Origin of the sequence: Micromonospora sp. NPDC050495 (genome assembly GCF_040655175.1) — a bacterium.
GTDB lineage: Bacteria > Actinomycetota > Actinomycetes > Mycobacteriales > Micromonosporaceae > Micromonospora.
On the sequence record NZ_JBFAJK010000034.1, the window covers coordinates 14106 to 39065 of the forward strand.

A 24960-nucleotide genomic window follows, 5' to 3' on the forward strand; every position below is an offset into this window, starting at 1 on the left:
CCTCCTCTGGCGTCGGCTACTCGGCCCGGACCAGCCGGAGCGCGAGTTCGGGGCAGACCTTCACGGCCTTGAGCGCGCCCTCCCGCAACCAGGTGGGCACCGGGGTGGTGGGGAAGGCGGGGTAACCGTTGCCGTCGAGCCGGATGAAGTCCGGCACCACGTGGGCACAGAGTCCGTGCCCGTCGCAGCGGGACCAGTCCAGGGTGAGCTTCTGCGGGTTGCCGTCGGGCGCCCCGGGCAGGCCCGTCACGCCCTTCACCCGCTTGCCGCACCCCTCGCCGGTGGCGTGCAGCCGCAGGTCCTCGGCGAACACCTCCATGGCGGAGAGGGCGAAGCGCGCGGTGCCGTCGGGGTGGCTGCACGCGCCCCGGCCCTTCACGTCGCCGGCCGCGGCGCGGACCACCTCGACCGGCGCGCTGCCGGAGACCGCGAGGTCGACCGCGCGGGCCAGGTCGGGCAGGCCCATCTTGCAGGGTCCGCACTGCCCGGCGGACTCACCGGCCAGGTAGCGGACCACCTGGGCGGCCTCACCGAGCGGGCAGGTGTCCCGGCCGAGCGGGACGATGATGCCGGCGCCGAGGGTGCCGCCGACGGCGGCGAGCCCCTTGCGGGAGACCTCCGCCCGGTCCGCCGCCTCCGGCGTGATCCACTTGCCGTGGTAGCCGCCCATCAGGATGCCGGGCCCGTCGGGCACCTCGCAGAGTTCGAGGATGTCCCGCAGCGGGGTGCCGGCGGCGCACTCCACCACGGCCGGCCGCTTCGCCGCCCCGGTGACGGTGAGCAGCACGGTCCCCGGCTCGTCGTCGGTGCCCAGCGCCGCGTACTCGTACGGGCCGATCCGGGCCGCCACGGCGACCTGGGCGTACGTCTCGGCGTTGGATAGCAGGGTGGGCAGCCCGCCCACCCCGGAGTCGCTGGACCGCCTCTTGGTGCCCGGCGGGATGTGCGGCAGCCCGTTGATGCCGTTGACCAGCGCGCCGCCCTCCCCCGAGATGAACCGGTGCGGCACGGTCACCACGGTGGTCGGCACCGGCATCCGCCGCTCCTGCAACGCCTCGGTCAGCGACGGGCGGCCGATGTCGTCGTCGGCCACGCCGATGACGATCTCCTCGGCGTCCAGCGCGTACGCGGCCAGCGCCGCGCCGTCCAGGATCAGGTGCGGGGCCCGGGTGAGCAGGACCTTGTCCTTCCAGCTCGCCGGTTCGCCCTCGGTGGCGTTGACCACCACGACGGCGGAGAGGTCCTGCCGCTCGCAGGACTCCAGCACGGCGCGCAGCTTGCGGGCGAACGGGAAGCCGGCGCCGCCCTTGCCCTTGAGGTCGATGGCCTCGGCGAGCCGCAGCAGGGCGGCCGGTTCCATCGGCCCGATCGGGCCGTGCACGTCCTCGTGGGCCAGCAGGTCGAGCCGGCCGAACTCGGCGAAGCCGGCGGTGAGGCGGGGCTCGCCGACGCAGGCGACCGGCGGCACGGTCGTCCGCATCACTTCGCCTCACCCCGCAGTCCGGCCCAGTACGCCCCGTCGACGGCGTCGGCGTCGGCCCGGCGCCGGCGCCGACCGGAGCGGCCCTCCCCGGCGGCCCGCAGCGCCCGGCGGGAGGCGAGGTCGACCAGGGTGGGGGTGTCGTCGACGAAGACCTCCTCCGGGGCGTACCGGGCCGGCGGGCGCCAGTAGTCCGGCTCCTCCGGCACGTCCGCCTCGACGCTGGGCCGGCCGGCGTCGCTGCGCGGCTCCGCCGAGACCGGGCCGGCCGAGCTGGGCTCGCCGGAGACCGGCCGGGCCGACCAGCGGCGCGGGCTGTCCCACGGCTCCTCCGGCTCGTCGGTGCGGCGGGGCGGGGACGAGTAACGGGCGGCGTCCGGCGGGGTGGAGTAGCGGGTGCCGGGGTCGGGCGGGGCGGAGTGGCGGCCACCGGCGTCCGGCGGGGCGGAGTGCCGGGCGGCGGCCTGCTCCGCGGACCGGGACCGGCGCCCGACCCGCTCCTCCTCGTCCCGGTAGCGGCGGGTCGACCGGTCCTCGTCACGCCGCCCGACCCGCTCGTCGGTGCGCCGGGCCGCGGCCCGGACCGGCTCGCGCAACGAGCCCGGCTCCGGCACCACGGGTACGGCGAACCGCTCCGGGTCGCGGCGGCGGGCGGTGCCGGCCGGCGCGGTCCAGGTGGCGGTCGCCTCCGCCCAGCTCGACTCCCGCCGGCCGGACCGGCTCTCCTTCTCCTCCCGGCCGGCCGCCCGCTTGCGGGTGAGCCCGGCGAGCAGGCCCTTCCCGTCCTCGGCCCGGCCGGTCATCGCCTTGTTGAGCGCGGCGGCCTGGTGCTGCTCGCGGCTACGGCGGCCGAGGTGCACGGAGAGGCGGACCAGCAGCGCCAGCACCACCAGCAGCACGCAGGCCAGGTAGCTCAGCAGCACCCAGGTCTTCGCCGCCCGGCCCGCGTTGAGCCCGTGCACCAGCGCGAACGGCCAGGAGAGGTACGCCATCGAGTGCAGCGCGCGCCAGAACCACCGGGGCCCCACCCCGGCGAACCGGACCCGGACCAGGCCGGTCCAGAGCACGCTCACCATGAGGAAGGAGGCCACGGTGCCCAGCCCGACGTAGAGGCCACGACCGCCGACGAACGGCACCAGCGCGTCGGTGGGCGCGGCCCGGCCGGTGGCCACCTTGGTGATGACGTGGCAGAGCAGCCCGGCCACGCCGAGGATGCCGGTGGCCCGGTGGGCGGACTGGAGCAGCACCCGGTGCGGGATCCGCAGTACCAGCCGGTCGGTGGCGAGCAGCCCCATCATCACGGTGAGGCTGAGCGAGACCAGGGCGACGACCCCGGCGAAGAACTCGGTGAAGAAGAATCCGTACGCGTAGAGGGCGCCGCCCGCGCCGGCCAGCTCGACGCCGGCCCACGCGGCGGCGAGCGCGGACCCGCCGAGCGCGACCATCGCGGGCTTCGACATGGTCCGGACGCCACGGCTGGTGCTGGCGGTGCGGACGGTCGTCGGCTTCTCGTTCTGCTGTGCCCGGGCCATCTGCTCCTCGATCGTCTCGCGGCGGCGCCCCCACCGACCGGTGCCTGCTCCCTCCTCCTGTACGGACGGACGGCGTGGACGGATCAGCCCGGTGGCGAATTTCTCGGCCGGTTCGTCGAACCGGCCCGAGCCGGCGTGCGTGTAGCCGCATCCGGCGCGATACGCAACGACAGCTGTCCATGCGTTGACAGGTTTTGCAACGCGCTTGTAACCTTGCCGAAAATTTCAGGCCTCACTGCAAGAAGCGTGCAGTGGTCCTCTTCCCCCGCACCACCACCCCCGTCCCCCCGCACCCCTCAGGAGTCCCGATGCATCGACCCGGATGCCGGCAGTCACGGCTCCAGCCCGGCGCGCCCGCGCCCGCCCCGCGCCGCCGCGCCGCGGCGGCGTCCCTCGCCCTGGCCCTGGCCACCGGCCTGCTCGCCCCGACCGCGCTGGCCGCGCCCCCGGCCGCCGCGGCCACCCCCGGCGGCAAGAAGGTCATCGTCCAGCTCTTCGAATGGAACTGGCCCTCGGTGGCCAACGAGTGCACCACCGTGCTCGGCCCCAAGGGCTACGGCTACGTCCAGGTCTCGCCGCCCCAGGAGCACGTCACCGGCAGCCCCTGGTGGGTCGCCTACCAGCCGGTCAGCTACCGGGTGGAGTCCCGCAAGGGCACCCGGGCGCAGTTCCAGTCCATGGTGAACACCTGCCACGCCGCCGGCGTGAAGGTCATCGTGGACGCGGTCATCAACCACATGTCGGGCCAGGACAACGGCGGCACCGGCTGGGCCGGCTCGTCGTACGGTCACTACAGCTACCCGGGCGTCTACAGCTCCGCCGACTTCCACTACTGCGGTCGCAACGGCGGCAACGACATCGCCAACTACGGCGACCGGTACGAGGTGCAGAACTGCGAGCTGGTCAACCTCGCCGACCTCAAGACCGAGTCCGACTACGTCCGGTCGCGGATCGCCGGCTACCTCAACGACCTGCTGTCGCTCGGCGTGGACGGGTTCCGGCTGGACGCCAGCAAGCACATGCCGGCCGCCGACATCGCCGCCATCAAGGGCAAGCTCTCCCGCTCGGCGTACCTGGTGCAGGAGGTCATCTACGGCGCCGGGGAGCCGATCCAGCCGACCGAGTACACCGGCAACGGCGACGTGCACGAGTTCCGCTACGGCAAGGACCTGGCCCGGATGTTCAACAGCGAGCGGCTGGCGTACCTGAGGAACTTCGGCGAGTCCTGGGGGTACCTGCCGGGCGGCCAGGCGGTGGTGTTCACCGACAACCACGACACCCAGCGCGACGGCGGGGTGCTGACCTACCGGGACCGCGGCGAGTACGCCCTGGCGAACGCCTTCATGCTGGCCTGGCCGTACGGCACGCCCGCGGTGATGTCGAGCTTCACGTTCAGCAACAAGGACCAGGGGCCGCCCTCGGACGCCGGCAACAGGACCCGCGACACCACCTGCTACTCGGGCTGGGAGTGCGAGCACCGCTGGCGGGTCATCGCCAACATGGTCGGCTTCGCCAACGCCACCCAGGGCGCGGCGGTCGCCAACTGGTACGACAACGGCTGGCAGCACATCGCGTTCAGCCGGGCCGGCAAGGGCTACCTGACGGTCAACGACGAGGACTTCGCGATCACCGGCCGCTCGTACTACACCGGGCTGCCGGCCGGGCGGTACTGCGACGTCATCCACGGCGACGTCAGCAACGGCTCGTGCAGCGGGCCAGTGGTCACCGTCGACGCCAACGGCTGGTTCGCCGCGACCGTCAACGCGCACGACGCGATCGCCATCCACGTCGGGGCGAGGCTGTCCTGACCGTGGTCACCGTGGCGCGGCGTCCCCGGGGCGCCGCGCCACGGCGCCGACGACTCCGCGCCACGGGCACCGACCACCCGCGCCACCGCACCGACCACCGGCGGCCCGCGTCATCTGGCCGAACGACGCGTTTCGGTCAACTACAGTCCGTATGTGCTGTTTAACCGATTGTTCTCCCGGTGGGCCCTCGGCTGGCTGCTCGCCGCCGTCGGCGTACCGCTGCTGATGGTGGCCGCGTTGCTGGTCGGGCGGGCGCTCACCGCCGACCCGGCGCCCGCGCGTACCCCGTTGGTCTCCGCCCCCCAGCCGCCGCCGGAGGAGCCGAGCCCGACACCGAGCGTGCCCCCGGCCGCGCCGGCCCCGGACGACCTGCCGGTGGTCAGCTACGACCCGGCGCCCGGCGGCTTCCCCGCCGACCCCGGCGCGGCCGACACCCGGCCGCTCACCGAGGGGCTGTCGCCGACCCGCACCATCGCCGCGTACGACGCGCCGGGCGGGCGGCCCCGGGCCTTCCTCGCCCCGACCATCAGCGGGGTCGACGTGACCATGCCGATCGTCGACCGGCAGGTCGGCTGGACGGCGGTGCTGCTGCCCTCGGCGACCCGGCGGATCGCCTGGCTGCCGGCCGGCGGTTGGCAGACCATCGCGCTGCCCGACCAGCTCGTGGTGGAACGCCGGACGCACCGGCTCACCTGGTTCCACGACGGCCGCGCCGTCCGGTCCTGGCCGGTCAGTCTCGGCATGCCCGGTCAGGCCACCCCGCTCGGCCGCACCTTCGTGCTGGGCCGCACGCCCCCGCCGCAGGACGTCTACGGCGGCGTGGACATCTTCGCGCTGGGCGCGATCCCCGACGAGCCGGACGCGGTGCCGAACGGGCTGCGCGGCGCCCACATCGGACTGCACAGCTGGCACAACGACGACACGCTCGGCCAGAACGTCACCAACGGCTGCATCCGGCTGACCCGCAGCGGGCAGCGGCAGCTCCTCGCCGCGCTGCGGCCGGGCACCGAGGTGGTGGTGGTCGACCGCCTCGCCACCCCGCCCCCGACCGCCTGAGCCGACCGCCGGCACCGCCCGCCGGCACAGCCCCACCCGCCGACACAGTCCGGGCCGTCGGCCCGGGCTGCTCAGTCGCCGAGCAGCCAGCCGTTCTCCTCGGCGACCCGGACCGCGTCGGCCCGGTTGCGGGCGCCGGTCTTGCCGATCGCGGCGGAGAGGTGGTTGCGCACCGTACCCTCCGACAGGTGCAGCGTCGCGGCCAGGTCGGCGACGGTCCCGCCGGCCCGGGCGGTGCGCAGCACCTCGGTCTCCCGGTCGGTGAGCGGGCTCGGCCCGGTGGCCAGGGTCTCCGCCGCCAGGGTGGGGTCGACCACGCGCAGCCCGGCGTGCACCCGGCGGACCGCGTCGGCGAGCTGCCGGGCCGGGGTGTCCTTGACCACGAAGCCGTTGGCGCCGGCCTCCATCGCCCGGCGCAGGTAGCCGGGGCGCCCGAAGGTGGTCACCACCAGCACGCGGCACCCGGGCAGCGCGGCCCGCAGCGCCGCGGTCGCCGCGATGCCGTCCAGGCCGGGCATCTCCACGTCGAGCAGCGCCACGTCGGGCCGGGTCCGGCGGGCCTCGGGGACCACCTCGTCACCGCGGCCCACCTCGGCCACCACGGTCAGGTCCGGCTCCAGCGACAGCAGCGCGGCCAGGGCCCCCCTGACCAGCGCCTGGTCGTCGGCGAGCAACAGCTTGATCGGCTCGGTCACCCGGTCATCCTCCGGGCCGCTCGTCGGCGCCCGCGGGCAGGGCCACCCGGAGCCGGAAGCCCGGCCCGTCGGGACGGCGGCCGACGGTCACCGTGGCGTCCAGCCGCCGGGCCCGCTCCCGCAGCCCCATGAGGCCGTGACCGGTCGCGCCCGGCTCGCCGGCCGGCCCCCGGCCGTCGTCGCGGATCTCCACCGCCGACGGGTCCACCCGGATCTGGCAGCATCGCGCGCCGCTGTGCCGGACCACGTTCGTGACCGCCTCGCGGACCGTCCAGCCGAACAGCTCGTCCTGCTCGGCCGGCAGCGACGGCACCGTCTCCGGCAGGTCGGCGGTGATGCCCGCGGCGGCCAGCGCCGAGCGGGCGCCGGCCAGCTCCGTCGCGAGGCTCACCCCGCGGTACGCCCCGACGGTGCCGCGCACGTCCGCGAGGGCCTGCCGGGCCAGCCGTTCCAGGTCGGCGATCTCGCTGGCCGCCCGGGCCGGGTCCAGGGTCAGCAGCCGTCCGGCCAGCTCGGCCTTGACCGCCACCACGGTGAGCGAGTGCCCGAGGATGTCGTGCAGGTCGCGGGCGGCCCGGGCGCGCTCCTCGGCCACCGCGAGCCGGCGGATCTCCTCCTGCGCGCGCTGGAGTTCGGCGTTGCGCTGGGTCAGTCGGGTGACTCCGAACATCGCGAAGGAGGCGAGCAGCACCGCGAAGACGATCGTGCCCTCCGACTCCCAGCCGGGCACCAGCACGGCCGCCACCGGCGGCGCGAGCGCGGCCAGCGTCACCACCACGAACGCCGGCTTGCCCGGCAGCAGGAACACCGCCGCCGCGGCGACGAAGACCAGGGTGGTCAGCCAGTCGCCGTCGGTGCCCGGGATGCTGGCGAGCCCGAGCCCGACCAGCACCGCCAGGGCCGCCGAGGCCGGGGCGAGCGGGACGTCCCCGCCGCGCACCCGCCGGGCCCGGGACCACTGGAAGACCCACACGTAGCAGAGGCCGAAGGCGACCAGGCTGCTCGCCCCCACCACCCGCCGCCACAGCTCGGGCTGGTGCAGGGCGGTGAGCAACGGGATGTTGAGGAAGAAGAGCCAGACCGCGGCCAACAGCCAGCCGGTGAACCGCCAGTGTCGGCGGTTCACCGGCTGGTCCGGGTCCGGCGGCAGATGCATCCTGAACACGGTAGTCCCGCCGCCCTCCGTTCAGACCCGGGTGGTGTCGCGGCGGAACAGCCGGGCCGCCGCGAGTCCGAAGAACGCGGTCCAGCCGACCACGTTGCCCAGCGCCGCCCAGTCCAGTCCGGTGCCGGCCAGCGGGGCCCGGGCGAGCTGGCCGACGCCGTACACCGGGGTGAACTTGGCGATCTGCTGCATGGCGTGCGGCAGCACGTCCAGCGGGACGAAGAGGCCGCCCAGCATGGCCAGGATGGCCAGCAGCGGGCCCATGAACTGCATGACGTTCTCGGCCGGGGCGAGGTAGCCGACGAAGAGGCCCAGGGCGGCGAAGACCAGCGAGCCGAGCCAGGCGGTCAGCCCCGACTCCAGCCAGACGTGGGCCGGCACGCGGACCCCCGAGACAGCCCCGACGGCGAACTCGACCAGCACGCCGAGCAGGCCGAGGACCATGGCGGTGGCCACCTTGGTGGCCACGTACGCGGCCGGGCGCAGCGGGGTGAGCCGCAGCTGCCGGCTCCAGCCCAGCGCCCGCTCGGTGGCGACCGCCGCGCCGGCGCTGGTGGTGGCCACCATGGCCGCGTAGACGGCCAGGCTGATCATGATCCAGCCGGTGACCGGGTTGCCGTTGTCCAGGTACTGATCGCGCTGCGGCAGTCCGAAGAGGAGGAAGAACACCGCCGGCATGATCAGGATGAAGACCAGCGTCCGGCGGTTGCGCAGCACGCGCCGGATCTCGATGCCGAGTACGGCGGCCGAGAAGCCGCCCAGGGCGGGGGGCCGGCGGTCGGCGGCGCTGCGGGGCGCGGTGGTGGTGGACGAGGTGAGGGTCATCGCGGGCTCCCGTGGTCAGCGCGTGGTGGCGGTGAGGGCGTCGGTGGTCAGGGCGAGGAAGGCGTCCTCGAGGTTGCGCGAGGTGATCTCCAGGTCCCGGGCGGTGGTCCGGGTGAGCAGATGCCGGGCCACGGTGTCCGAGTCGTCGGTGTGCACCAGCACCAGGTCGCCGCGTACCTCGACCTCGCGGACGCCGGGAAGGGCGGCGAGCGCGGCCTGGTCGGCGCCGGGCAGGGTGGCCCGGACGACCCGGCCGGCGGCCAGGTTCTTGATCTCGGCGGTGGTGCCGTCGGCGACCACCCGGCCCTGCCGGAGCAGCACGATCCGGTCCGCGTACGCGTCGGCCTCGTCGAGGTAGTGGGTGGCGAAGAGGACGGTCCGGCCGCTGCGGGCGTCGGCCCGGATGGCCTGCCAGAAGTCGCGCCGCCCCTCGACGTCCATCCCGGTGGTCGGCTCGTCGAGCACCATCAGGTCGGGGTCGGGCAGCAGCGCCAGGGCGAACCGCAGCCGCTGCTGCTGGCCACCCGAGCACTTGCCCACCAGGCGGTCGGCGATGTCGGCGATGCCGGCCCGCTCCAGCACCTCGGCCGGCGGGCGGGCGTCGGCGTAGAAGTGGGCGGTCAGCCGTACCGTCTCGGCCACGGTGAGGTCCTTGAGCAGCCCGCCGGTCTGCATGACCGCGGCGACCCGGCCCAACTGGACCGCGTCGGCCGGCGTACCGCCGAAGAGCCGCACGGTGCCGGCGTCCGGGCGGGCCAGGCCGAGCAGCATGTCCACGGTGGTGGTCTTGCCGGCGCCGTTGGGGCCGAGGAAGGCCACCACCTCGCCCGGTTCGATCCGCAGGCTGAGCCCGTCGACGGCGGTCACCGGGCCGAAGGTCTTGGTGATTCCGGCCAGGTCGACGGCCGGTGCGGTGTCGGTCATGGCAACGATGTTCCGGCGTCGGGCGTCCGGTTCCCCGGAGAGCGCGTCACCTTCCGACCGTGACATTTGTCAGGCCGGCCCGGGCGGCCGCGACGGGCCGCCCGGGCCGGCGGGGTTCAGTGTCCGGCGGCGGCGCCCTCCCGGGCCCGCCGGGGCAGCAGGAACGCACCGAGGACGGTGACCGCCAGCAGCCCCAGCTCCGCGATCAGGGTGACCCGCACGGCGTGCCCGACGCCCTGGCCGGTAGCGTCGAAGAAGACCGTGCCGAGCAGGGCCACCCCGAGCGCCCCGCCGAGTTGCTGGACCGCGGTGAGGGTGCCGGAGGCCGAGCCGGTCTCCTCCTCCGCCACCCCGGAGAGCACGATGTCGAAGAAGGGCGCCATCACCAGGCCCATCCCGAAGCCGACCGCGAGCAGCGCGGGCGCCATCCGCCACGGGGTGACGCCGTCGCCAGCCAGGTCGAGGGTGACCAGCATCCCGGCGACGCCGGCGAGCACCACCACGAGTCCGAGGTGGATCAGCCGGCGGCCGAACCGCTGGGCCAGCCCGGCCCCGGCGAGCACGAAGGCGACCACCATGCCGAGCGCCTGCGGCACACCGGCCAGGCCGGTGCGCAGCGGCGACCAGCCCAGCCCGAGCTGGAGGTAGAGGCTGAACACCAGCGAGAAGCCGGTGAGCGCGGTGAAGAAGGCGAGGCCCGCGACGAGCCCGCCGGTGAACGCCCGGCGGCGGAACAGCGCCGGCACGACCAGCGGGTCGCGGCCGGCGCGCTGCCGGACCACCTCGTAGCGGGCGAAGATCGCGAACACCACGGCCGCGCCGGCCAGCATGGCGAACGCCCAGCCGGGCCAGTCGTGCTCGCGGCCCTGCACCAGCGGGTAGACCAGCAGCACCGCGCCGAGCGAGACGAGCGCCACCCCGGGCAGGTCGAGACGGCTGGCGTGGCCGGGACGGGACGCGGGCAGGAAGCGCACCGCGCCGAGGGCGGCGAGCAGGCCGAGCGGCACGTTGATCAGGAAGATGGCCCGCCAGCCGGTGCCGGCCAGGTCGGCGTCGACCAGCCAGCCGGCCAGGATCGGGCCGCCGACGGCGGAGATTCCCATCACCGGGCCGAACGCGCCGAAGGCGGCGGCGAGTTGCTCGGGCGGGAACATCTCCTTGATCAGGCCGAGTCCCTGGGGCAGGAGCAGCGCCCCGAACAGGCCCTGCGCCACCCGCGCGGAGATCAGCGTCGCCGGGCTGCCGGCGAGCGCGCAGAGCGCCGAGGCGGCGGTGAAGCCGAGCACCCCGACCAGGAACATCCGGCGCCGGCCGTAGAGGTCGCCGAGGCGGCCACCGGTGACCAGGCCGACCGCCATGGCCAGGGTGTAGCCGGCGCCGATCCACTGGATCAGGGCGGGTGAGCCGCCGAGGTCGGCCCGGATGGCCGGGCCGGCGAGGTTGGTGACCAGCACGTCCAGCAGGTCCATCACCTCGGCGGCGAGGATCACCGCGAGGGCGACCCACCGCCAGCGGTGGCCGTCTTGCTCGCCGGGTGCCGCCCGGTGCGGTGCGCTGAGGTCGGTCGTCATCAGTGTCCCCCGATATCGTCGAACAGTGTTCGTTAACGAACACTGTTCTATCAGCGAACGCCGTTCGTAGCAAGTACGATGTTCGGGTACCCCTGATCCGGAGGTCGCCCGTGAGCGAACAACCCGCCCCGCCGTGGCGTACCCGGCCCCGTGCCCGGCCGGCCCGCCAGCCGCTGAGCCAGCAGGCGGTGGTCGACGCCGCCCTCGCCGTGCTCGGTCGGGAAGGGCTGGGCGGGCTGAGCATGCGGCGGGTGGCCCAGGAGCTGGGCACCGGCCCGGCCTCCCTCTACGCCCACGTCTCCGGCCGGGAGGAGCTGCTCGAGCTGCTCGTGGACCGGGCCAGCGCGGAGATCACCGTCCCGGCGCCCGACCCCGCGCGCTGGGCCGAACAGGTCCGGGACGTGGCCCGGCAGTCCTACCGGGTGTACGCCGCGCACACCGAGCTGGCGCTCGCCTCGCTGGCCACCATCCCCACCGGGCCCAACGCGCTGCGGGTCACCGACGGGCTGCTCGCCATCCTGCGGGCCGGCGGCGTGCCGCCGCAGCCGGCGGCCTGGTTCCTGGACCGGCTCTTCCTCTACATCGCCGGCGACGCCTACGAGGGCGCCCTGTACGCGGCGAAGGTGCGGGCCTCCGGCCAGGACCAGCGGACCTGGTGGACCCGGCTGCGCGCGCAGCTCACCGAGTACTACCGGAGCCTGCCGCCGGGCCGCTACCCGCAGGTGCAGGAGTACATGAATGAGCTGATGAACGGCGACGGTGACGTCCGCTTCGACTTCGGGCTCGACCTGCTGATCCAGGGCGTCGCCGCACACGTCCCCGCCGGGAGTGCGCGCGGCGGGAGTGCCGGCGGCGGGAGTGCCGGCGGCGGGGCCGGGTAACCAGCGCACTCGTCCGAACGCCGACGTCACGGAACGGGGGGCACGTCATGGGGGTGCCGACGGGACGGGTCGACACGATCGTGCTGATCCACGGACTATGGATGACTTCGCGCAGCTGGGAGAAGTGGGTCGACCGGTACGCGGCACGCGGCTTCCGGGTGCTCACCCCGGCCTGGCCCGGGATGGACCGGGAGGTCGAGGAGCTGCGCGCCGACCCCACACCGATCGCCGGCCAGCGGATCCGGACCATCGTCGACCACTACGCGGCGATCGTCCGGGAGCTGCCCCGGCCGCCGATCATCATGGGCCACTCGTTCGGCGGCCTGATCACCCAACTGCTGGTCGACCGGGGGCTCGGCGCCGCCGGCGTCGCCATCCACCCCGCCCAGATCAAGGGCGTGGTGAAGCTGCCGGTCGCCACCCTGCGCTCCTCGTACTCGATCCTGCACAACCCGGCCAACCGCAACCGCGCGGTGCCGTTCACCCGGGAGGACTTCCGGTACTCCTTCGGCAACACGATCAGCCAGGAGGACTCGGACGCGGCCTGGGAGCGGTACGCCGTACCGGGCGCCGGTCACGTGCTGTTCGAGGCGGCCTTCGCCAACCTGAACCCGGACGCGGCCACCAAGGTCGACACCAAGCGGGAGGACCGGGCCCCGCTGCTGCTCACCGCCGGCGGCGAGGACCACGTGGTGCCGCCGTCGGTGGTCTCGTCCAACGCCAACCTCTACCGCGGCTCGAACGCGATCACCAGCTACCGGGAGTACCCCGGGCGGTCGCACTTCGTCGGCGGCGAGCCGGGCTGGGAGGAGGAGGCCGACTTCGCGCTGGAGTGGGCGGTGGAGGCGGCCAACGAGTACTCACCGACCGTGGTCAGCACCGCGCCCGGCCGCCGCCCCTGAGCCTCGGGGGTAACCGCAGCACAACGAATCGGGCCGGCTCGCCGAGCGCTCACCGCCGCCTCGGCCGCCGGGCGCAGTCGCCGTCGTGGTCGGGCCAGAGCAGGCAGCGCTGGCCGCCAGGCAGGAGGCGGTCGCAGAAGACCCAGTGGCGTACGTTCTGGTCGTCCTCGGCGGAGACGGTTGTGCCGCCTGGGTCGAGTTGCGGCAGGACGTGCGCCCAGTGCGCCACCACCCGGGCGAGGCGCTGTGCGGAGCGCAGGTCGTCGGCGGCTGCCGGCAGGTGAATCACCCAGCGCTCGCTCACCGGCCCTGCCTCCGCTCGGCGCGGGCGCGGGCCTGCTCGGACTGCCAAGCACGTCCCACTCCGGCTCGCGCCGCCGGTACTGGTCGAGGGTGGTCCGGCGCCAGAGCCCGCGCGGATGTGCGGCGTCCTGCCAGAAGTCGTAGTAGTAGCGGTCCCCGCGCCACCCCGGGTACGGAATGCGGTCGTCGGCGTCGAGCACCTGCCGGATCTCGTCCCGCAGGGCGGCGAACCGCCCGCCCCCGGTCAGCGCGGCGACGGTCTCCGCGTTGCGGTCCCGCACCCACCGGGCGGCGTCCGCGCCATCAAGATCTTCCAGCCAGAGGTACCGGTCGTCGCCCTCGTCGGTCAGCCACGCCACCTTGGCAACTATCCCCGAGGAAGGACCCGCATCCTTGTCCGCGTAGATGTCGGCATGGCGACTGAGGTTGCCCAGGGTGCCCCGCTGGCTGATCAAACTACGCCGGGATGTCAGTCCCAGGTTTCGCTGATGTCGAGGATTTCCAAGCCGGGCGGTACCGCCCCTTCGACGACCTTCCGGTCCCCGGTGACCAGGTAGCAGCGATAGAGGATCGCGGTGGCGACTGCGTGTGCGACGTCCAGCGGCACGCTGAACGTGGCCGCGATCCTGGCCACCCGCCGACTGGTCGCCGCGTCGTAGACCGCGACCTGGATGTCCCGGTCTGCCGTGAAGAGCAGATCGAGCATGGCGGCCCCGGGAGTGCCGGCCAGTTCGAGCTGCGCCTGCCCGAGACAGAGCGCCGGGATCCACACCTGCTGGTCGGGATCCTCCTCGGCCAAGGTCAGGATGGCACCGGGCTCGACCCTGGTGCCCGATGCGTACGCGAGCAGGGCGGAGGTGTCGAGGGCAAGGCCGTTCACGCGGCGGCGGTCCCCTCGTCGTCGAACCGGCTCAACCACTCCAGGTTCCGCGCGTGCTGCTCATCGCTGATCGGCGGCTGGGCGGCCAGGTGAGCCCGCGTCCGCTCCACGTCCTCGTCGGTGACCACGTAACCGAGCTGGGCCCACCTCGCCCGGAGGCTGTCGGCGCGCATCTTCCGACGGAGGATCCCGGCGATGAAACCGGACGTGTTGCCCTGGGTGCGCTCGACATAGGTGGCCACGTCGTCGGGCAGGCTGATGGTGATGCGGCGGGTCATACTTTCAGCATACCTGCTGCATACTGACCTGACGTCCCCGGATCGTCACGCCACGCATTCATGAGCCGGACCGGCCGCTTCGACCCAGTCGTCGGCGAGCCAGAGTGACTGCCTGGCCGCCGACGTCAGCGGCAACTGCACTCCGCCCAGCACCGCCGGCTCGGGGCGGCAATCCGGCGCTGACGCCGGCCCGGGTGGCCGCCTGCTCGACCCGGTCCGTGCACCCGTACACGCTGAGCCTGTTCAACCAACTCATCCGCGTGCTAGGGGGATTTGTCACGGTGGTCAACCCGTACCTGCACCTGACCAAGGGAGAGGTCTGCCGGCGAGCACTGGAGGCAGGGCTACCCTCGGCGACACTGACCCAGGCGACGGTGAGTTGCGGCCACCCGCCGCGGGACCGGCCCGAGCTGCACTGCGGGCACTGCTACCCCTGCCTGGTGCGCCGCTCTGGCATCCTCGCCACTTCGAGCAGCGACGACACACCGTACGGGAAGGATGTCTGGGCGATCGGGGACGATCTGGCCGCTTCAGCGGACCGGCGGGCGCTGCGGCGCTGGCTGACCTACCCCTTCGGTGTTCGCGACCTGATCACCGATATGCCGGTGCCGGACACGGCTGACCTGGCACCGCTCGTCGACGTCGTCCGTCGAGGACGAGTGGAACTGGAGAATATGTTCAGGCAGCACGGACAGCCAGTCGCCCAGGCAAAAGGGTGACTTTCCGCCCTGGTGTGGGGGACGGATGCCCGGGTATGACGGACTCATGAGGGCAAGCTTCCGGCTTGGCCGGGTCGCGGGGGTACCCGTCGGGGTCAACTGGAGCGTCCTGGTCATCTTCCTGCTCATCGCGTGGGGCCTGGCCGCGAACCAGTTCCCCCGCGCCTACCCGGACCGGCCGGTCGTCGCGTACGTCGCGGCCGGCCTGGCCGCCGCGGTGGTCTTCTTCCTCGGCCTGCTGGCCCACGAGGTGGCGCACGCCGTGGTGGCCAAGCGCAACGGCATCGAGGTCGAGGGGATCACGCTCTGGCTCTTCGGCGGGGTCTCCGAGCTCAAGGGCGAGGCTCGGGACCCGGGCGCCGAGTTGCGCATCGCCGGCGTCGGCCCACTGGTCAGCCTGATCATCGGCCTGTTCTTCGGGGCGATCGCCGTGCTGCTGGCCCTGACCGGCGCGCACGGCCTGCTGCTCGGCGCGGTGTCCTGGCTGGCCGGCATCAACGTGCTGCTGGCGGTCTTCAACGTGCTGCCGGCTGCCCCGCTGGACGGGGGGCGGGTGCTGCGCGCCGCGGTGTGGAAGGCCACCGGCGACCGGACCAGGGCGGCCGTGGTGGCGGCCCGCGCCGGCTGGATCCTCGGCGTGCTGCTGATCGGGCTGGGGCTGTGGCAGTTCCTGGTCGGCGCCGGGGTGGGCGGGCTCTGGCTGGCCCTGATCGGCTGGTTCCTGATCGGCGCGGCCGGGGTGGAGGAGCGCCAGGCCCGGATGGGCAGCGCGCTGCGCGGGGTACGCGTGGCCGACGTGATGACCCCGCAGCCGCAGACCGCGTCCGGGGAGATGACCGTGGCCGACTTCGTCGACCACTACCTGTTCGCGTACCGGCACTCGGCGCTGCCGCTGACCGAGGACGGGCGGCCGGTCGGCCTGGTCACCCTCGACCGGGTACGCGGCATCCCGGCCGACCGCCGGGACGGCACCACGCTGGCCGAGGTGGCCTGCCGGGCCGACGAGCTGGTGCTCGCCTCCCCGGACGAGCAGCTCTCCGACCTGCTCCCCCGGCTCAGCGAGTGCGCCGACGGCCGGGCGCTGGTGGTCACCGACCAGCGGCTGGTTGGCATCGTCTCGCCGAGCGACATCAGCCGGGCGGTGCAGCGCGGCAGCCTGCGCGAGCAGATGGCCGGCACCCACCGCTAGTCGCGACGGGCGGCCGGGCCGGCCGGCCGTCGACGTCCGGCGGGCGGCGGGCGGCGGGCGGCGGGCGGCGGGCGGCGGGCGGCGGAGCCTGGCCGGGGAACCGGCGACGACCGGTCGGCGACGTGCGGCGGGTCGGCGGCGAAGTGCGGCCTCCGGGAGGCGGTCAGGCCCGGGTCGGCAGGGTGAGGATCTCGGTCCCGTCCTCGGTGATGGCGATGGTGTGCTCGCTGTGCGCCGTGCGGCAGCCGGTCGCGCTGCGCAACGTCCAACCGTCGGCGTCGGTGACCAGTTCGGCGGTGTCCGCCATGACCCAGGGTTCCAGGGCCAGCAGGAGGCCGGGGCGCAGCCGGTAGCCGCGACCGGGCCGTCCGGTGTTCGGCACGTGCGGGTCCTGATGCATCGTCGACCCGACGCCGTGCCCGCCGAACTCGGTGTTGACGCTGTAGCCCGCCGCGTTGAGCACCGAGCCGATGGCGTACGAGACGTCGCCGATGTGGACGCCGGGTCCGGCCGCGGCGATGCCGGCGCGCAGCGCGCGCTCGGTCGCGTCGATCAGCGCGACGCTCTCCGTCGGCCTCGATTCGCCGACCAGGAAGCTGATCGCGGAGTCGGCGACGACTCCGCCGCGGGCGACCGCGAGGTCGAGGGTCAGCAGATCACCGTCGACGAGCCGGTAGTCGTGGGGCAGCCCGTGCAGCACGGCATCGTTGACCGAGGTGCAGATGTAGTGGCCGAACGGGCCGCGCCCGAAGGGCGGCTCGTAGTCGACGTAGCACGACTGGCCGCCGGCCTCCATGATCATGGATTGGGCCCAGCGGTCGATGTCCAGCAGGTTCGTGCCCACCGCGCAGCGGTTCCGCAGCTCCCGCAGGATGTCGGCGACCAGGGCACCGGCCTGCCGGGCCCGGGGCAGCTCGGTGGGGTTCAGGATCTCGATCATGCGACGCCTACTCGTTCGGCAAATAAATATCCCGGCCATATTATCCCGGTACTAGAATCGCAGCCATGGTCAGGTTGCCGCTCACTCCCGCGGAGGTCGAACGCGGTCAGCGCCTCGGCGCTCTGCTGCGTCGCGCCCGGGGCGGGCGTTCGATGCTCGGCACCGCGCTGGACGCGGGCGTCTCGCCGGAGACGCTCCGGAAGATCGAGTCCGGCCGGGTGGCCACCCCCGCCTTCCCGACCATCGCCGCGATCGCCGACGTCCTCGGCCTCTCCCTCGACGCGGTCTGGGCGGAGATCAACCAGCCGGTCGCCGGGGTCGAACTCGCCCGACCGGCCCGCCACCCGGGCCAGCGGCTCGCCTCCTGAGCGGCGTGGGCCGCCGGCAACCCGTTCGGACGCGCGGATCGCGGCTACTTGTTTCATTGGCCTGCGACCGTGGCCCGGCCCGGACGTCGTGACGCGGGCCTGGTGCTGGATCATTGGTTCGTGACGAGCCGGGAACACGGGGATCTGCAGTTCGTTCGTGCGACGTCAGCCGAGGTGGCGCAGGTCGTGGCGGTGCTCGACCACGCTGCGGCATGGCTGATGGCCGCTGGCATCCGGCAGTGGCCCGATCGATTCGATACCGAGTGGATAACGCCGTCCGTTGAACGCGGAGAGACCTGGCTGGTACGGGCCGGCGGTCGCGCGGCGGGAACGGTGACGCTGGACTGGTCCGACCCTCTGTGGAGCGACTGCGCCGGCATAGCTGGATACGTGCACCGCATGGCGGTGGAACGGTGGGCCGCGGGTACGGGGCGCGCCATCGTGGCCTGGGCTGTCGATCAAGCGCGCGTCCACGGCGCCGTTGCGCTGCGGCTCGACTGCGTGGCCGGCAATCCTGGATTGCGGGCCTACTACGAGGCCATTGGCTTTCACCACCGCGGTGATGTCGAAGTCGGGGGTGCACCGGGTCAGCGCAGCGACGGCGGCACGCGAACGCTCGTCAGTCGTTACGAGCTACCGCTCTGACGACATCCACCGCTCCGCGTGGACTCCTTCGCGGGAGTGTCTGCTAGTCGCGCGGGAAGTAGCGGTCCAACTCGTCGGTGCGGAACGTCCCGGCCGGGTCGACCTCGCGCAGCAGGGCCCGGAATTCGTCGTACCGGGGATAGCTGGCGGCCGGGTCGCGCGCGAAGAGCTTGCCCCAGTGCGGGCGCGGCGCGAACGGGGCCAACAGCTGCTCCACCTCGGCCAGCACCGGCGCCACCGCCACCGGGTCGCCGATCCAGGTGAAGTGGAAGGCGACGCTGTCCCGCTCGTAGTTGGGGCTCAGCCAGAGCCGGTCGGCGGCGATCGTGCGCAGCTCGCAGATCTGCAGCACGGCCGCGATCCGCGCGGCGGCCGGTTCCAGCGCGGCGAGCGCCGCGCCGGCGTCCGCGCGGTCGACGTGCCACTCGGACTGCAGCTCGTCGCCGCTGCTCGGGGTGAAGCCGAGCCGGAAGTGCGGCAGCCGCTCGTGCCACGGCCCGGCCTCGCCGAGCTGGACGGTGCAGTTCTGGGCCGGCATGCCGGGCACCGGGTGCACCGGCGCGTCGGCGGCGACCGTGTCCAGCCAGTCCGCCGGGGGCGCCGGCTGGTCGGCGCGCTGCTTGAGCCACACCTGGTCGAGCCGGTCCGAACGCCAGTCGGTGAAGACGCTCGCGCTGTACGCCCCGTCCAGCGCGTCGTCCAGCGCCGCCCGGGGCAGGCCGAGCCGGACGTACTGCCGGATGTCGAAGGTGGGCAGCACGTCCAGGGTCACCCGGGTGACCACGCCGAGCGCGCCGAGACCGACCACCATGCCGGCGAACCGGGGGTCGGCGCGGTCCACGGTGAGCAGGTCACCGTCGGCGGTGACCAGCTCCAGGGCGGCCACCGCGGTGGCCAGGTTGCCGTTGGCCCGCCCGGAACCGTGGGTGGCGGTGGCGACCGCGCCGGCCACCGAGATGTGCGGCAGCGAGGCGAGGTTCGCCAGCGCGTACCCGTCGGCGTGCAGCCGGGTCGCGACGTCGCCGTAGCGCAGGCCGGCGGTGACCGTGACGGTGCCCCGGTCGCGGTCGAGCGCCACGGCGGGCGGCAGGCCGGTCACCGAGATCAGGTCGCCGGTGGTGTCGCCGATCCGGTTGAAGGCGTGGCCGGTGCCGACCGCGCGGACCCGCTCGGCGCCGGCCACCAGCCGGCGCAGCTCGTCCACGCTGGTCGGCCGGTGCCGGCGGGCGGCCCGGTAGCGGACGTTGCCGGCCCAGTTGCGGTCCGCGCCGGGCTCCGGCGTCTCGGCGGTGGTCGGTGGGCGGGATGCGGCGGCGTCGGTCACGCGGGGGTCGTCCGATCGGTCGACGTGTCAGTGTCGGTCAGGGCGGCGCAGAGCGCGTCGAGCGCCCGCTCCACCTGGTCGGTCTGGTAACCCCGGAGCGCCACCAGCAGGCCGGCGGACCGGGCCTGCTCGATCTCGGCCCGGGCGGCCAGCCGCCGCGCCGGGTCGTCGCAGGCGAGCGCCTCCCGGCCGAGGGCGATCAGCCGGTCCACCGCGCGGACATCGTACCCGCGCAGCCCGATGGTGAAGTCGATCTCCGCACCGCTGCGCAGCGCCGCCACGGGCCCCCGGGCGTCGGTGAAGCGCCCGCCGGACCAGCGGGTCAACGCCGCCGCCACCTCGTCGGGGCTCTCCCGCACCTGGGTCAGGTCGAGCAGTTCGACGGCGGCGCGCCCGTCGCCCGGGTAGCGGGCGGTGGTCCGCGCTGCCGGCGGGCAGGCCGCCGAGGGCAGCCCGAGCAGGCGGCCCGCGTCGTCGAGGGCGAGCGCCTCGAACTGCTCCCACCGGTAGGTCCCGCGCAGCCCCGGTCGCCGCACCACCAGCCCGTCCGGCTCGATCCCGAACCGGAACGGCCGCAGCGCGTTCACCAGCACCGCTCCGCCGACCAGGATCGCGCCCACGGCCACCAGCAGGCGCAGCAGCCCGCTGTCGGCCAGGACGAGGACCATCAATCCGCCCACCACGCAGGCGTTCGCCAGCGGCAGGGCCCCTCGGCTCCGGTGCAGCTCCACGTCTCATCCCGTCGTCGGCGCCGGTCGTCCGGGTGCATCATCCGTCAAACTGTCAAATCGCGGGTGCCCCGGCCCCACGCGGGGCAGGCTGGGCGGATGAGCAGCTACCGTCACCCGGCCCCGCGCGGCGACGCGCGCCCGTCCGACGAGGAGCCGGAGCCGACGGGCCCGGCCGGGGCCACGACTCCGGCCCCGCCGCCGACGCCGGAGCCCGAGCCGGCGCCCAAGCCCGGCCCCGGCCCCACGCCCCGGGCTCAGAGCTGGCGCAGCACCTCGGCGGCGATCAGCTCCAGGTGGTCCAGGTCGGCCAGGTCGAGCACCTGGAGATAGACCCGCTGGCTGCCGACCTCGGCGTACCGGCCGAGCTTGTCGACGATCTCGGCCGGCGTGCCGGCGAGGCCGTTCTGTCGCAACTCGGCCGGCTCGCGGCCGATCGCGGCCGCCCGGCGGGCCACCTCGGCCTCGTCGCGCCCGCAGCAGACCACCGCGGCGTGCGACCAGATCATCGTGCCCGGGTCGCGGCCGATCTCGACGCAGGCGGCCCGGACCCGGTCGAAGACGGCGGTCGAGTCCGCCGGCGACACGAACGGCAGGTTGAACTCGTCGGCGTACCGGGCGGCCAGGCGGGGCGTCCGCTTCGGACCGGTGCCGCCGAGCAGGATCGGCGGGCGCGGCTGCTGCACCGGCTTGGGCAGCGCCGGCGAGTCGCTGACCGGGTAGTGCTTGCCGGGGAAGTCGAAGGTGCCCCCGGCCGGCGTCTCCCAGAGCCCGGTGATGACCGCGAGCTGCTCCTCCAGCCGGTCGAAGCGCTCAGCCACCGAGGGGAACGGGATCCCGTACGCGGTGTGCTCCTCGGCGAACCAGCCGGCGCCGAGGCCCAGCTCGACGCGGCCGCCGCTCATCTGGTCGACCTGGGCCACGGTGATCGCCAGCGGACCGGGCAGCCGGAAGGTGGCGGCGGTCATCAGGGTGCCGAGCCGGATCCGGTTGGTGTCGCGGGCCAGGCCGGCGAGGGTGGTCCAGGCGTCGGTCGGGCCCGGCTCGCCGCTCACCGCGCCCATCTTCAGGTAGTGGTCGGAGCGGAAGAAGGCCCCGAAGCCGGTCTCCTCGGCCCGCCGGGCCACGGCGAGCAACTGGTCGTAGCTGGCGCCCTGCTGGGGTTCGGTGAAGATCCGCAGTTCCATGCCCCGAGCATAGGCAGCGCCCTGATCCCGCCGCCGGCAAGGAACGCGGACCCACTCGCGCCGCCCGGGGCATTACATTCCTTGACAGGCATATGACTAGCGGGGCATATTGAGCCGGTGCCCGTTGACGCCTTCGCCGTGCTGGCCGAGCCCACCCGGCGCCGCATCCTCGACCGGCTGCGCCGCGCCGAGAGCAGCGTCGGTGACCTCGTCGACGCGCTGGGAATGAGCCAACCGGCCGTCTCCAAACACCTGCGGGTGCTCCGCGAGGCCGGCCTGGTCACCTGCCGCACCGCCGCCCAGCAGCGGATCTACCGGGTCGACGTCCGGCCGCTGCGGGCCGTGGACGACTGGCTCGGGCCGTACCGGCGGATGTGGGCGGCGCACCTCGACGCCCTGGAGCACCATCTCGACAGTCAGGAGTGACGATGGACCGCGACAGCTTCCAACCGGGTCCGCTCGCCGAGGTCGGCTGGGAACCCGCCGGCGACCGGTGGGACCTGATCCTCGTCCGGGACCTGCGGCATCCGCCGCAGCGGGTGTGGGCCGCGCTGACCGAGCCGGATCGCCTCGCCCAGTGGGCGCCCTTCCTGGCCGACCGCGACCTGGGCACGCCCGGCGGGGTGACGTTGCGCACCGTCGACGGGGACCAGAGCTGGCCCGACGCGGCGACAGTCCGCCGCGCCGAGCGCCCCACCCTGCTCGAATACACCTGGGGCGACGGGCTGCTGCGCTGGGAACTGGCCGAGACCCCGACCGGCACCCGGCTGACCCTGCGGCACCGCATCGCCGACCCCACCCTGGGCGCGAGCATGGCCGCCGGCTGGCACCTCTGCCTGGACGTCGCCGACCACCTGCTCGACGGCGACCCGGTCGGTCCGATCCGGGGCGCGGAGGCGAAGGAGTTCGGCTGGGCCGAGCTGCGCGCCGCGTACGCCGAGCGCCTGGACCAGCCGGAGTCCTGACCCGGCCCGCCCCGTGGCGCCCGGCCACCCTCCCCCGCCGCCCGAGGGCAGGCGGGTCGGCGACTCCGGCGAGCAACATGCCGCAATCGGGGGCCACCGGCGTCGAGGAAGGGCCAGATCGCGGCAACCGGAGTGGATCATCCGCCCGCCCGCCGGCCCGTCGGCCGCCGCCGGCCGCCGCCGGCCGCCGCCGGCCATCCCCGCCGGCCCGGGGCCGAGATGCCGCAAACGGGGGCATCCAGCGCCGAGGAAGGGCCGAGTTGCGGTAGCCGGAGTGGATCATCCTCCGGCCCGACGCGGGGCCCGGCCGGCGGCAGCCGCCAGGCGAGCCCGGAGCCGGCCGCCGCCCGGTCGGCGGCGACCGGCGCGGCCAGAACGACGGGCCGACACGACCAGCCCGACCAGGAGACCGGGCGCCACGACCAGCGCGACCGGACGGCGCGACCAGGACGGGCAGGCGGCGGCGACCGGCGCGGTCAGGACGACCGGGCGACGCGACCGGCGCGGCCAGGACGGCCGGGTGGCGGGACGGTTGGGTGGCGGGACGGTTGGGTGGCGGGACGGTTGGGTGGCGGGACGGTTGGGCCCGGTGGCGGGTCAGGCCGCCGGCAGGTCGGGCAGGGTGATGGCGCCGGCCGCCGCCCGGATCGGCTCGGTGACCCGGCGGATCATCCGTTCCCGGCCGGGCAGGTGCGGCATCATCCGCAGCATCAGCGTCTGGAACCGGATGGCGGCGGCCGAGCCGAGCACCATGCCCTTGAGGTTCCGCTCCGCGAGCTGCTGGTTCGCCGCCACGAACGGTCGCATCCGGCGCTCGTACCCGGCGAACCCGGCCGCCGGGTCGCCACCGGCCTCGACGAGCGACGACGCCAGCACGTACGCCCCGACCAGGCCGAGGCTGGTGCCCTGGCCGGAGGCGGGCGAGGCGGCGTACGCGGCGTCCCCGACCAGCCCGATCCGCCCGGTCGACCAGCCCTTCATCCGCACCTGGCTCATCGCGTCGAAGTAGAGGTCCGGGGCGTCCGCCGCCGCGGCCAGCAGCTCTGGCACCTGCCAGCCGGCGCCATCGAACGCCCGGGCCAGCGCGGCCCGCTGCGCGGCGACGTCCCGGCGGTCGGGCTCCTCGGCGGGTGACGGGAAGAGGAAGATCGCCCGCGCGTCCGGGGCCCCGGCGGTGCGGTAGACGCCGACCGTACGCCCGGGGGCGGGGTGCATCAGCTCGACGCGCTCCTCGGCGTAGCGGGCCGGGACGGTGCAGATGGCGATGTGGTGCCCGAGCGGGCGCAGGTAGTCCGATCCCGGCCCGAACGCCAGCCGGCGGACCGCCGAGTGCAGCCCGTCGGCACCGATCACCAGGTCGAAGCGGCGGCTCCGGCCACGGGCGAAGGCGACCTGCACCCCGCCGGCGGAGGGGGCCAGCGCGGTGATCGAGTCGTCGAGGAGGTACTCCACGTCGGGGGTGGCGTCGACGAGGATCCGGGCCAGGTCGCCCCGCAGGATCTCGAGGTCGTCGCCCTCCCGCCCGCCGAAGAGCGCGGCGTCCATGGCGGCCAGTTGTCGGCCGCGTTCGTCGACGAAGCGGGCCAGCCGCATCCCGGTGTCGTGCCGGGCGACCTGCTCGCGCAGCCCCATCCGGTCCAGCACGGCGAGCGCCGCGCCCCGGACGTCGACCTTGTAGCCGCCGTGCCGCAGCGCCGGGGCGCGCTCGACGACGGTGGGACGGAAGCCGTGGCGGCGCAGCCACCAGGCGAGCGCGGGGCCGGCGACACCGGCGCCGGAGATCAGAACATCGGTCATGCCAACGACGGTACAGACGTGTTAGACGTTTGTGCAAGACGTTTGTTCAAGGATTCCGCTACCCTGGTCCGCATGGGAAACCGGGAGGATCTGCTGGCCGGCGCGAAGCGCTGCCTGATGGAGAAGGGGTACGCGGCCACCACGGCGCGCGACGTCGCCACCGCCGCCGGCACCAGCCTGGCTGCCATCGGCTACCACTTCCGCACCACGAAGGCGCTGCTCAACGAGGCCCTCTTCGAGGCCGTGGCGGAGTGGGGCGAGGAGTTGAGCCGGGCGCTCGCTGACGACGCCGGTGCGGACGCGACGCCGGAGCAGCGGTTCGAGGCGGCCTGGGAGCGGATCATCGAGTCCTTCGCCCGGCTCCGCCCGCTCTGGACCATCCAGTTCGAGCTGATCGCGCAGCGGGACCAGGCACCGGAACTGCGGGCGGCGTTCGCCGCGGTGAACCGGCAGGCCCGGCTCGGCCTCGCCGAGATCTTCCACCGGCTCGACCCGGCCGTCGACGAACCCACCGCGCTGACGCTGGGCGCCTTCCACCAGGCGTTGATCGGCGGGGTGGCCGCCCAGTGGCTGCTCGATCCGGAGGCCGCCCCGACGGCGGCCGAGCTGACCCGGGCGCTCCGAGCGGTGGCGGCCGGGTTCTCCACCCCGTCGGACTGACCCGGTCCGCGCGGCCGCGTTCCACGACGCCGGCCCGGCGGGCCAGCACCCGGCGAGGGCCGCCGATCCGCGAGGTCCGTCCGCGAGAGCCGCCGGTCCGCGAGAGCCGCCGGTCCGCAAGGGCCGGCCACCGGAGGA

Annotated in this window: 26 protein-coding genes and 1 pseudogene; 11 read left to right on the forward strand and 16 right to left on the reverse strand. The window is 74.3% G+C overall.

Features of this window, described 5'->3' with window-relative positions; translation table 11 throughout:
• Positions 1 to 16: 16 nt before the first annotated feature.
• Both AB0I11_RS25600 and AB0I11_RS25605 read right to left on the reverse strand, forming a co-directional pair.
• Positions 17 to 1483, reverse strand: coding sequence for an NADH-ubiquinone oxidoreductase-F iron-sulfur binding region domain-containing protein (locus tag AB0I11_RS25600; protein ID WP_357325524.1), 1467 nt, complete (start codon positions 1481 to 1483; stop codon positions 17 to 19).
• Entirely contained in the window at positions 1480 to 3012 is a 1533-nt protein-coding gene (locus AB0I11_RS25605; protein ID WP_357325527.1) for a hypothetical protein, read from the reverse strand. Before AB0I11_RS25605 ends, AB0I11_RS25600 begins: the two co-directional genes overlap by 4 nt.
• A 308-nt stretch (positions 3013 to 3320) precedes the next feature.
• On the opposite strand from AB0I11_RS25605, the gene AB0I11_RS25610 reads away from it, so the two are divergent.
• Positions 3321 to 4820 (forward strand): alpha-amylase family glycosyl hydrolase, encoded by a 1500-nt coding sequence (locus AB0I11_RS25610; protein ID WP_357325530.1) that lies wholly within the window; start codon positions 3321 to 3323, stop codon positions 4818 to 4820.
• Between the two features lie 153 nt (positions 4821 to 4973).
• On the forward strand, positions 4974 to 5876 hold the full coding sequence (locus AB0I11_RS25615; protein WP_357325534.1) for a L,D-transpeptidase: 903 nt from the start codon (positions 4974 to 4976) through the stop codon (positions 5874 to 5876).
• 71 nt (positions 5877 to 5947) lie between these two features.
• Here the strand turns inward: AB0I11_RS25615 and AB0I11_RS25620 are convergent, their stop codons facing one another.
• From AB0I11_RS25620 to AB0I11_RS25640, 5 genes are all read right to left on the reverse strand, one after another.
• The gene (locus AB0I11_RS25620; RefSeq protein ID WP_357325537.1) at positions 5948 to 6571 is read right to left on the reverse strand and encodes a response regulator transcription factor; all 624 of its coding nucleotides are present in this window, start codon (positions 6569 to 6571) and stop codon (positions 5948 to 5950) included.
• A gap of 4 nt (positions 6572 to 6575) precedes the next feature.
• Entirely contained in the window at positions 6576 to 7727 is a 1152-nt protein-coding gene (locus tag AB0I11_RS25625) for a histidine kinase (RefSeq protein WP_357325540.1), read from the reverse strand.
• 30 nt (positions 7728 to 7757) lie between these two features.
• Positions 7758 to 8561 carry an ABC transporter permease gene (locus AB0I11_RS25630; RefSeq protein WP_357325542.1) on the reverse strand — a complete coding sequence of 268 codons (804 nt, stop codon included), beginning with the start codon at positions 8559 to 8561 and terminating at the stop codon, positions 7758 to 7760.
• A gap of 15 nt (positions 8562 to 8576) precedes the next feature.
• Positions 8577 to 9485 carry an ABC transporter ATP-binding protein gene (locus AB0I11_RS25635; RefSeq protein ID WP_046571772.1) on the reverse strand — a complete coding sequence of 303 codons (909 nt, stop codon included), beginning with the start codon at positions 9483 to 9485 and terminating at the stop codon, positions 8577 to 8579.
• A 116-nt stretch (positions 9486 to 9601) separates the two neighbouring features.
• Complete coding sequence (locus AB0I11_RS25640) at positions 9602 to 11056, reverse strand: DHA2 family efflux MFS transporter permease subunit (protein WP_357325545.1); 1455 nt, start codon at positions 11054 to 11056, stop codon at positions 9602 to 9604.
• Between the two features lie 110 nt (positions 11057 to 11166).
• On the opposite strand from AB0I11_RS25640, the gene AB0I11_RS25645 reads away from it, so the two are divergent.
• Complete coding sequence (locus AB0I11_RS25645) at positions 11167 to 11937, forward strand: TetR/AcrR family transcriptional regulator (protein WP_357325547.1); 771 nt, start codon at positions 11167 to 11169, stop codon at positions 11935 to 11937.
• Between the two features lie 47 nt (positions 11938 to 11984).
• Positions 11985 to 12839, forward strand: coding sequence for an alpha/beta fold hydrolase (locus AB0I11_RS25650; RefSeq protein ID WP_357325550.1), 855 nt, complete (start codon positions 11985 to 11987; stop codon positions 12837 to 12839).
• Between the two features lie 49 nt (positions 12840 to 12888).
• On the opposite strand, the gene AB0I11_RS25655 is transcribed toward AB0I11_RS25650, so the two are convergent.
• From AB0I11_RS25655 to AB0I11_RS25670, 4 genes and pseudogenes are all read right to left on the reverse strand, one after another.
• The gene (locus tag AB0I11_RS25655; RefSeq protein ID WP_046571779.1) at positions 12889 to 13143 is read right to left on the reverse strand and encodes a hypothetical protein; all 255 of its coding nucleotides are present in this window, start codon (positions 13141 to 13143) and stop codon (positions 12889 to 12891) included.
• A gap of 88 nt (positions 13144 to 13231) precedes the next feature.
• Positions 13232 to 13501, reverse strand: a pseudogene (locus AB0I11_RS25660) (S9 family peptidase); the annotation flags it as partial.
• 110 nt (positions 13502 to 13611) lie between these two features.
• Complete coding sequence (locus tag AB0I11_RS25665) at positions 13612 to 14022, reverse strand: hypothetical protein (protein ID WP_357325554.1); 411 nt, start codon at positions 14020 to 14022, stop codon at positions 13612 to 13614.
• The gene (locus AB0I11_RS25670; RefSeq protein ID WP_357325556.1) at positions 14019 to 14300 is read right to left on the reverse strand and encodes a hypothetical protein; all 282 of its coding nucleotides are present in this window, start codon (positions 14298 to 14300) and stop codon (positions 14019 to 14021) included. The genes AB0I11_RS25665 and AB0I11_RS25670 overlap by 4 nt, the downstream gene beginning before the upstream one ends.
• A gap of 218 nt (positions 14301 to 14518) precedes the next feature.
• Here AB0I11_RS25670 and AB0I11_RS25675 point away from each other — a divergent pair, with 218 nt between their 5' ends.
• Together AB0I11_RS25675 and AB0I11_RS25680 are read left to right on the forward strand one after the other, a co-directional pair.
• Positions 14519 to 15019 carry a 7-cyano-7-deazaguanine synthase gene (locus AB0I11_RS25675; protein ID WP_357325559.1) on the forward strand — a complete coding sequence of 167 codons (501 nt, stop codon included), beginning with the start codon at positions 14519 to 14521 and terminating at the stop codon, positions 15017 to 15019.
• Between the two features lie 46 nt (positions 15020 to 15065).
• Positions 15066 to 16208 carry a site-2 protease family protein gene (locus AB0I11_RS25680; protein ID WP_357325562.1) on the forward strand — a complete coding sequence of 381 codons (1143 nt, stop codon included), beginning with the start codon at positions 15066 to 15068 and terminating at the stop codon, positions 16206 to 16208.
• Positions 16209 to 16371: 163 nt separating this feature from the next.
• On the opposite strand, the gene map is transcribed toward AB0I11_RS25680, so the two are convergent.
• Complete coding sequence (gene map, locus AB0I11_RS25685; protein ID WP_357325566.1) at positions 16372 to 17148, reverse strand: type I methionyl aminopeptidase; 777 nt, start codon at positions 17146 to 17148, stop codon at positions 16372 to 16374.
• 65 nt (positions 17149 to 17213) lie between these two features.
• Here map and AB0I11_RS25690 point away from each other — a divergent pair, with 65 nt between their 5' ends.
• Positions 17214 to 17516 (forward strand): helix-turn-helix transcriptional regulator, encoded by a 303-nt coding sequence (locus AB0I11_RS25690; RefSeq protein ID WP_357325569.1) that lies wholly within the window; start codon positions 17214 to 17216, stop codon positions 17514 to 17516.
• 120 nt (positions 17517 to 17636) lie between these two features.
• Entirely contained in the window at positions 17637 to 18161 is a 525-nt protein-coding gene (locus tag AB0I11_RS25695; protein ID WP_357325572.1) for a GNAT family N-acetyltransferase, read from the forward strand.
• Positions 18162 to 18204: 43 nt separating this feature from the next.
• Here AB0I11_RS25695 and AB0I11_RS25700 read toward each other — a convergent pair whose 3' ends face one another.
• From AB0I11_RS25700 to AB0I11_RS25710, 3 genes are all read right to left on the reverse strand, one after another.
• Positions 18205 to 19485, reverse strand: coding sequence for an FAD-binding protein (locus AB0I11_RS25700; RefSeq protein ID WP_357325575.1), 1281 nt, complete (start codon positions 19483 to 19485; stop codon positions 18205 to 18207).
• The gene (locus tag AB0I11_RS25705) at positions 19482 to 20216 is read right to left on the reverse strand and encodes a hypothetical protein (RefSeq protein ID WP_357325578.1); all 735 of its coding nucleotides are present in this window, start codon (positions 20214 to 20216) and stop codon (positions 19482 to 19484) included. The genes AB0I11_RS25700 and AB0I11_RS25705 overlap by 4 nt, the downstream gene beginning before the upstream one ends.
• A 254-nt stretch (positions 20217 to 20470) precedes the next feature.
• Positions 20471 to 21400, reverse strand: a complete 930-nt coding sequence (locus AB0I11_RS25710) for an LLM class F420-dependent oxidoreductase (RefSeq protein ID WP_357325581.1) — start codon at positions 21398 to 21400, stop codon at positions 20471 to 20473.
• Between the two features lie 117 nt (positions 21401 to 21517).
• Between AB0I11_RS25710 and AB0I11_RS25715 the strand changes: the two genes are divergently transcribed.
• A complete protein-coding gene (locus AB0I11_RS25715) occupies positions 21518 to 21826 on the forward strand; it encodes a metalloregulator ArsR/SmtB family transcription factor (protein ID WP_046571860.1) in 309 nt (102 codons plus the stop codon).
• A gap of 2 nt (positions 21827 to 21828) precedes the next feature.
• Complete coding sequence (locus AB0I11_RS25720; RefSeq protein WP_357325586.1) at positions 21829 to 22365, forward strand: SRPBCC family protein; 537 nt, start codon at positions 21829 to 21831, stop codon at positions 22363 to 22365.
• 597 nt (positions 22366 to 22962) lie between these two features.
• Here the strand turns inward: AB0I11_RS25720 and AB0I11_RS25725 are convergent.
• Positions 22963 to 24162 carry an FAD-dependent monooxygenase gene (locus tag AB0I11_RS25725; protein WP_357325589.1) on the reverse strand — a complete coding sequence of 400 codons (1200 nt, stop codon included), beginning with the start codon at positions 24160 to 24162 and terminating at the stop codon, positions 22963 to 22965.
• Between the two features lie 72 nt (positions 24163 to 24234).
• Between AB0I11_RS25725 and AB0I11_RS25730 the strand changes: the two genes are divergently transcribed.
• On the forward strand, positions 24235 to 24822 hold the full coding sequence (locus tag AB0I11_RS25730; RefSeq protein ID WP_357325594.1) for a helix-turn-helix domain-containing protein: 588 nt from the start codon (positions 24235 to 24237) through the stop codon (positions 24820 to 24822).
• The last annotated feature ends 138 nt before the right edge of the window (positions 24823 to 24960 follow it).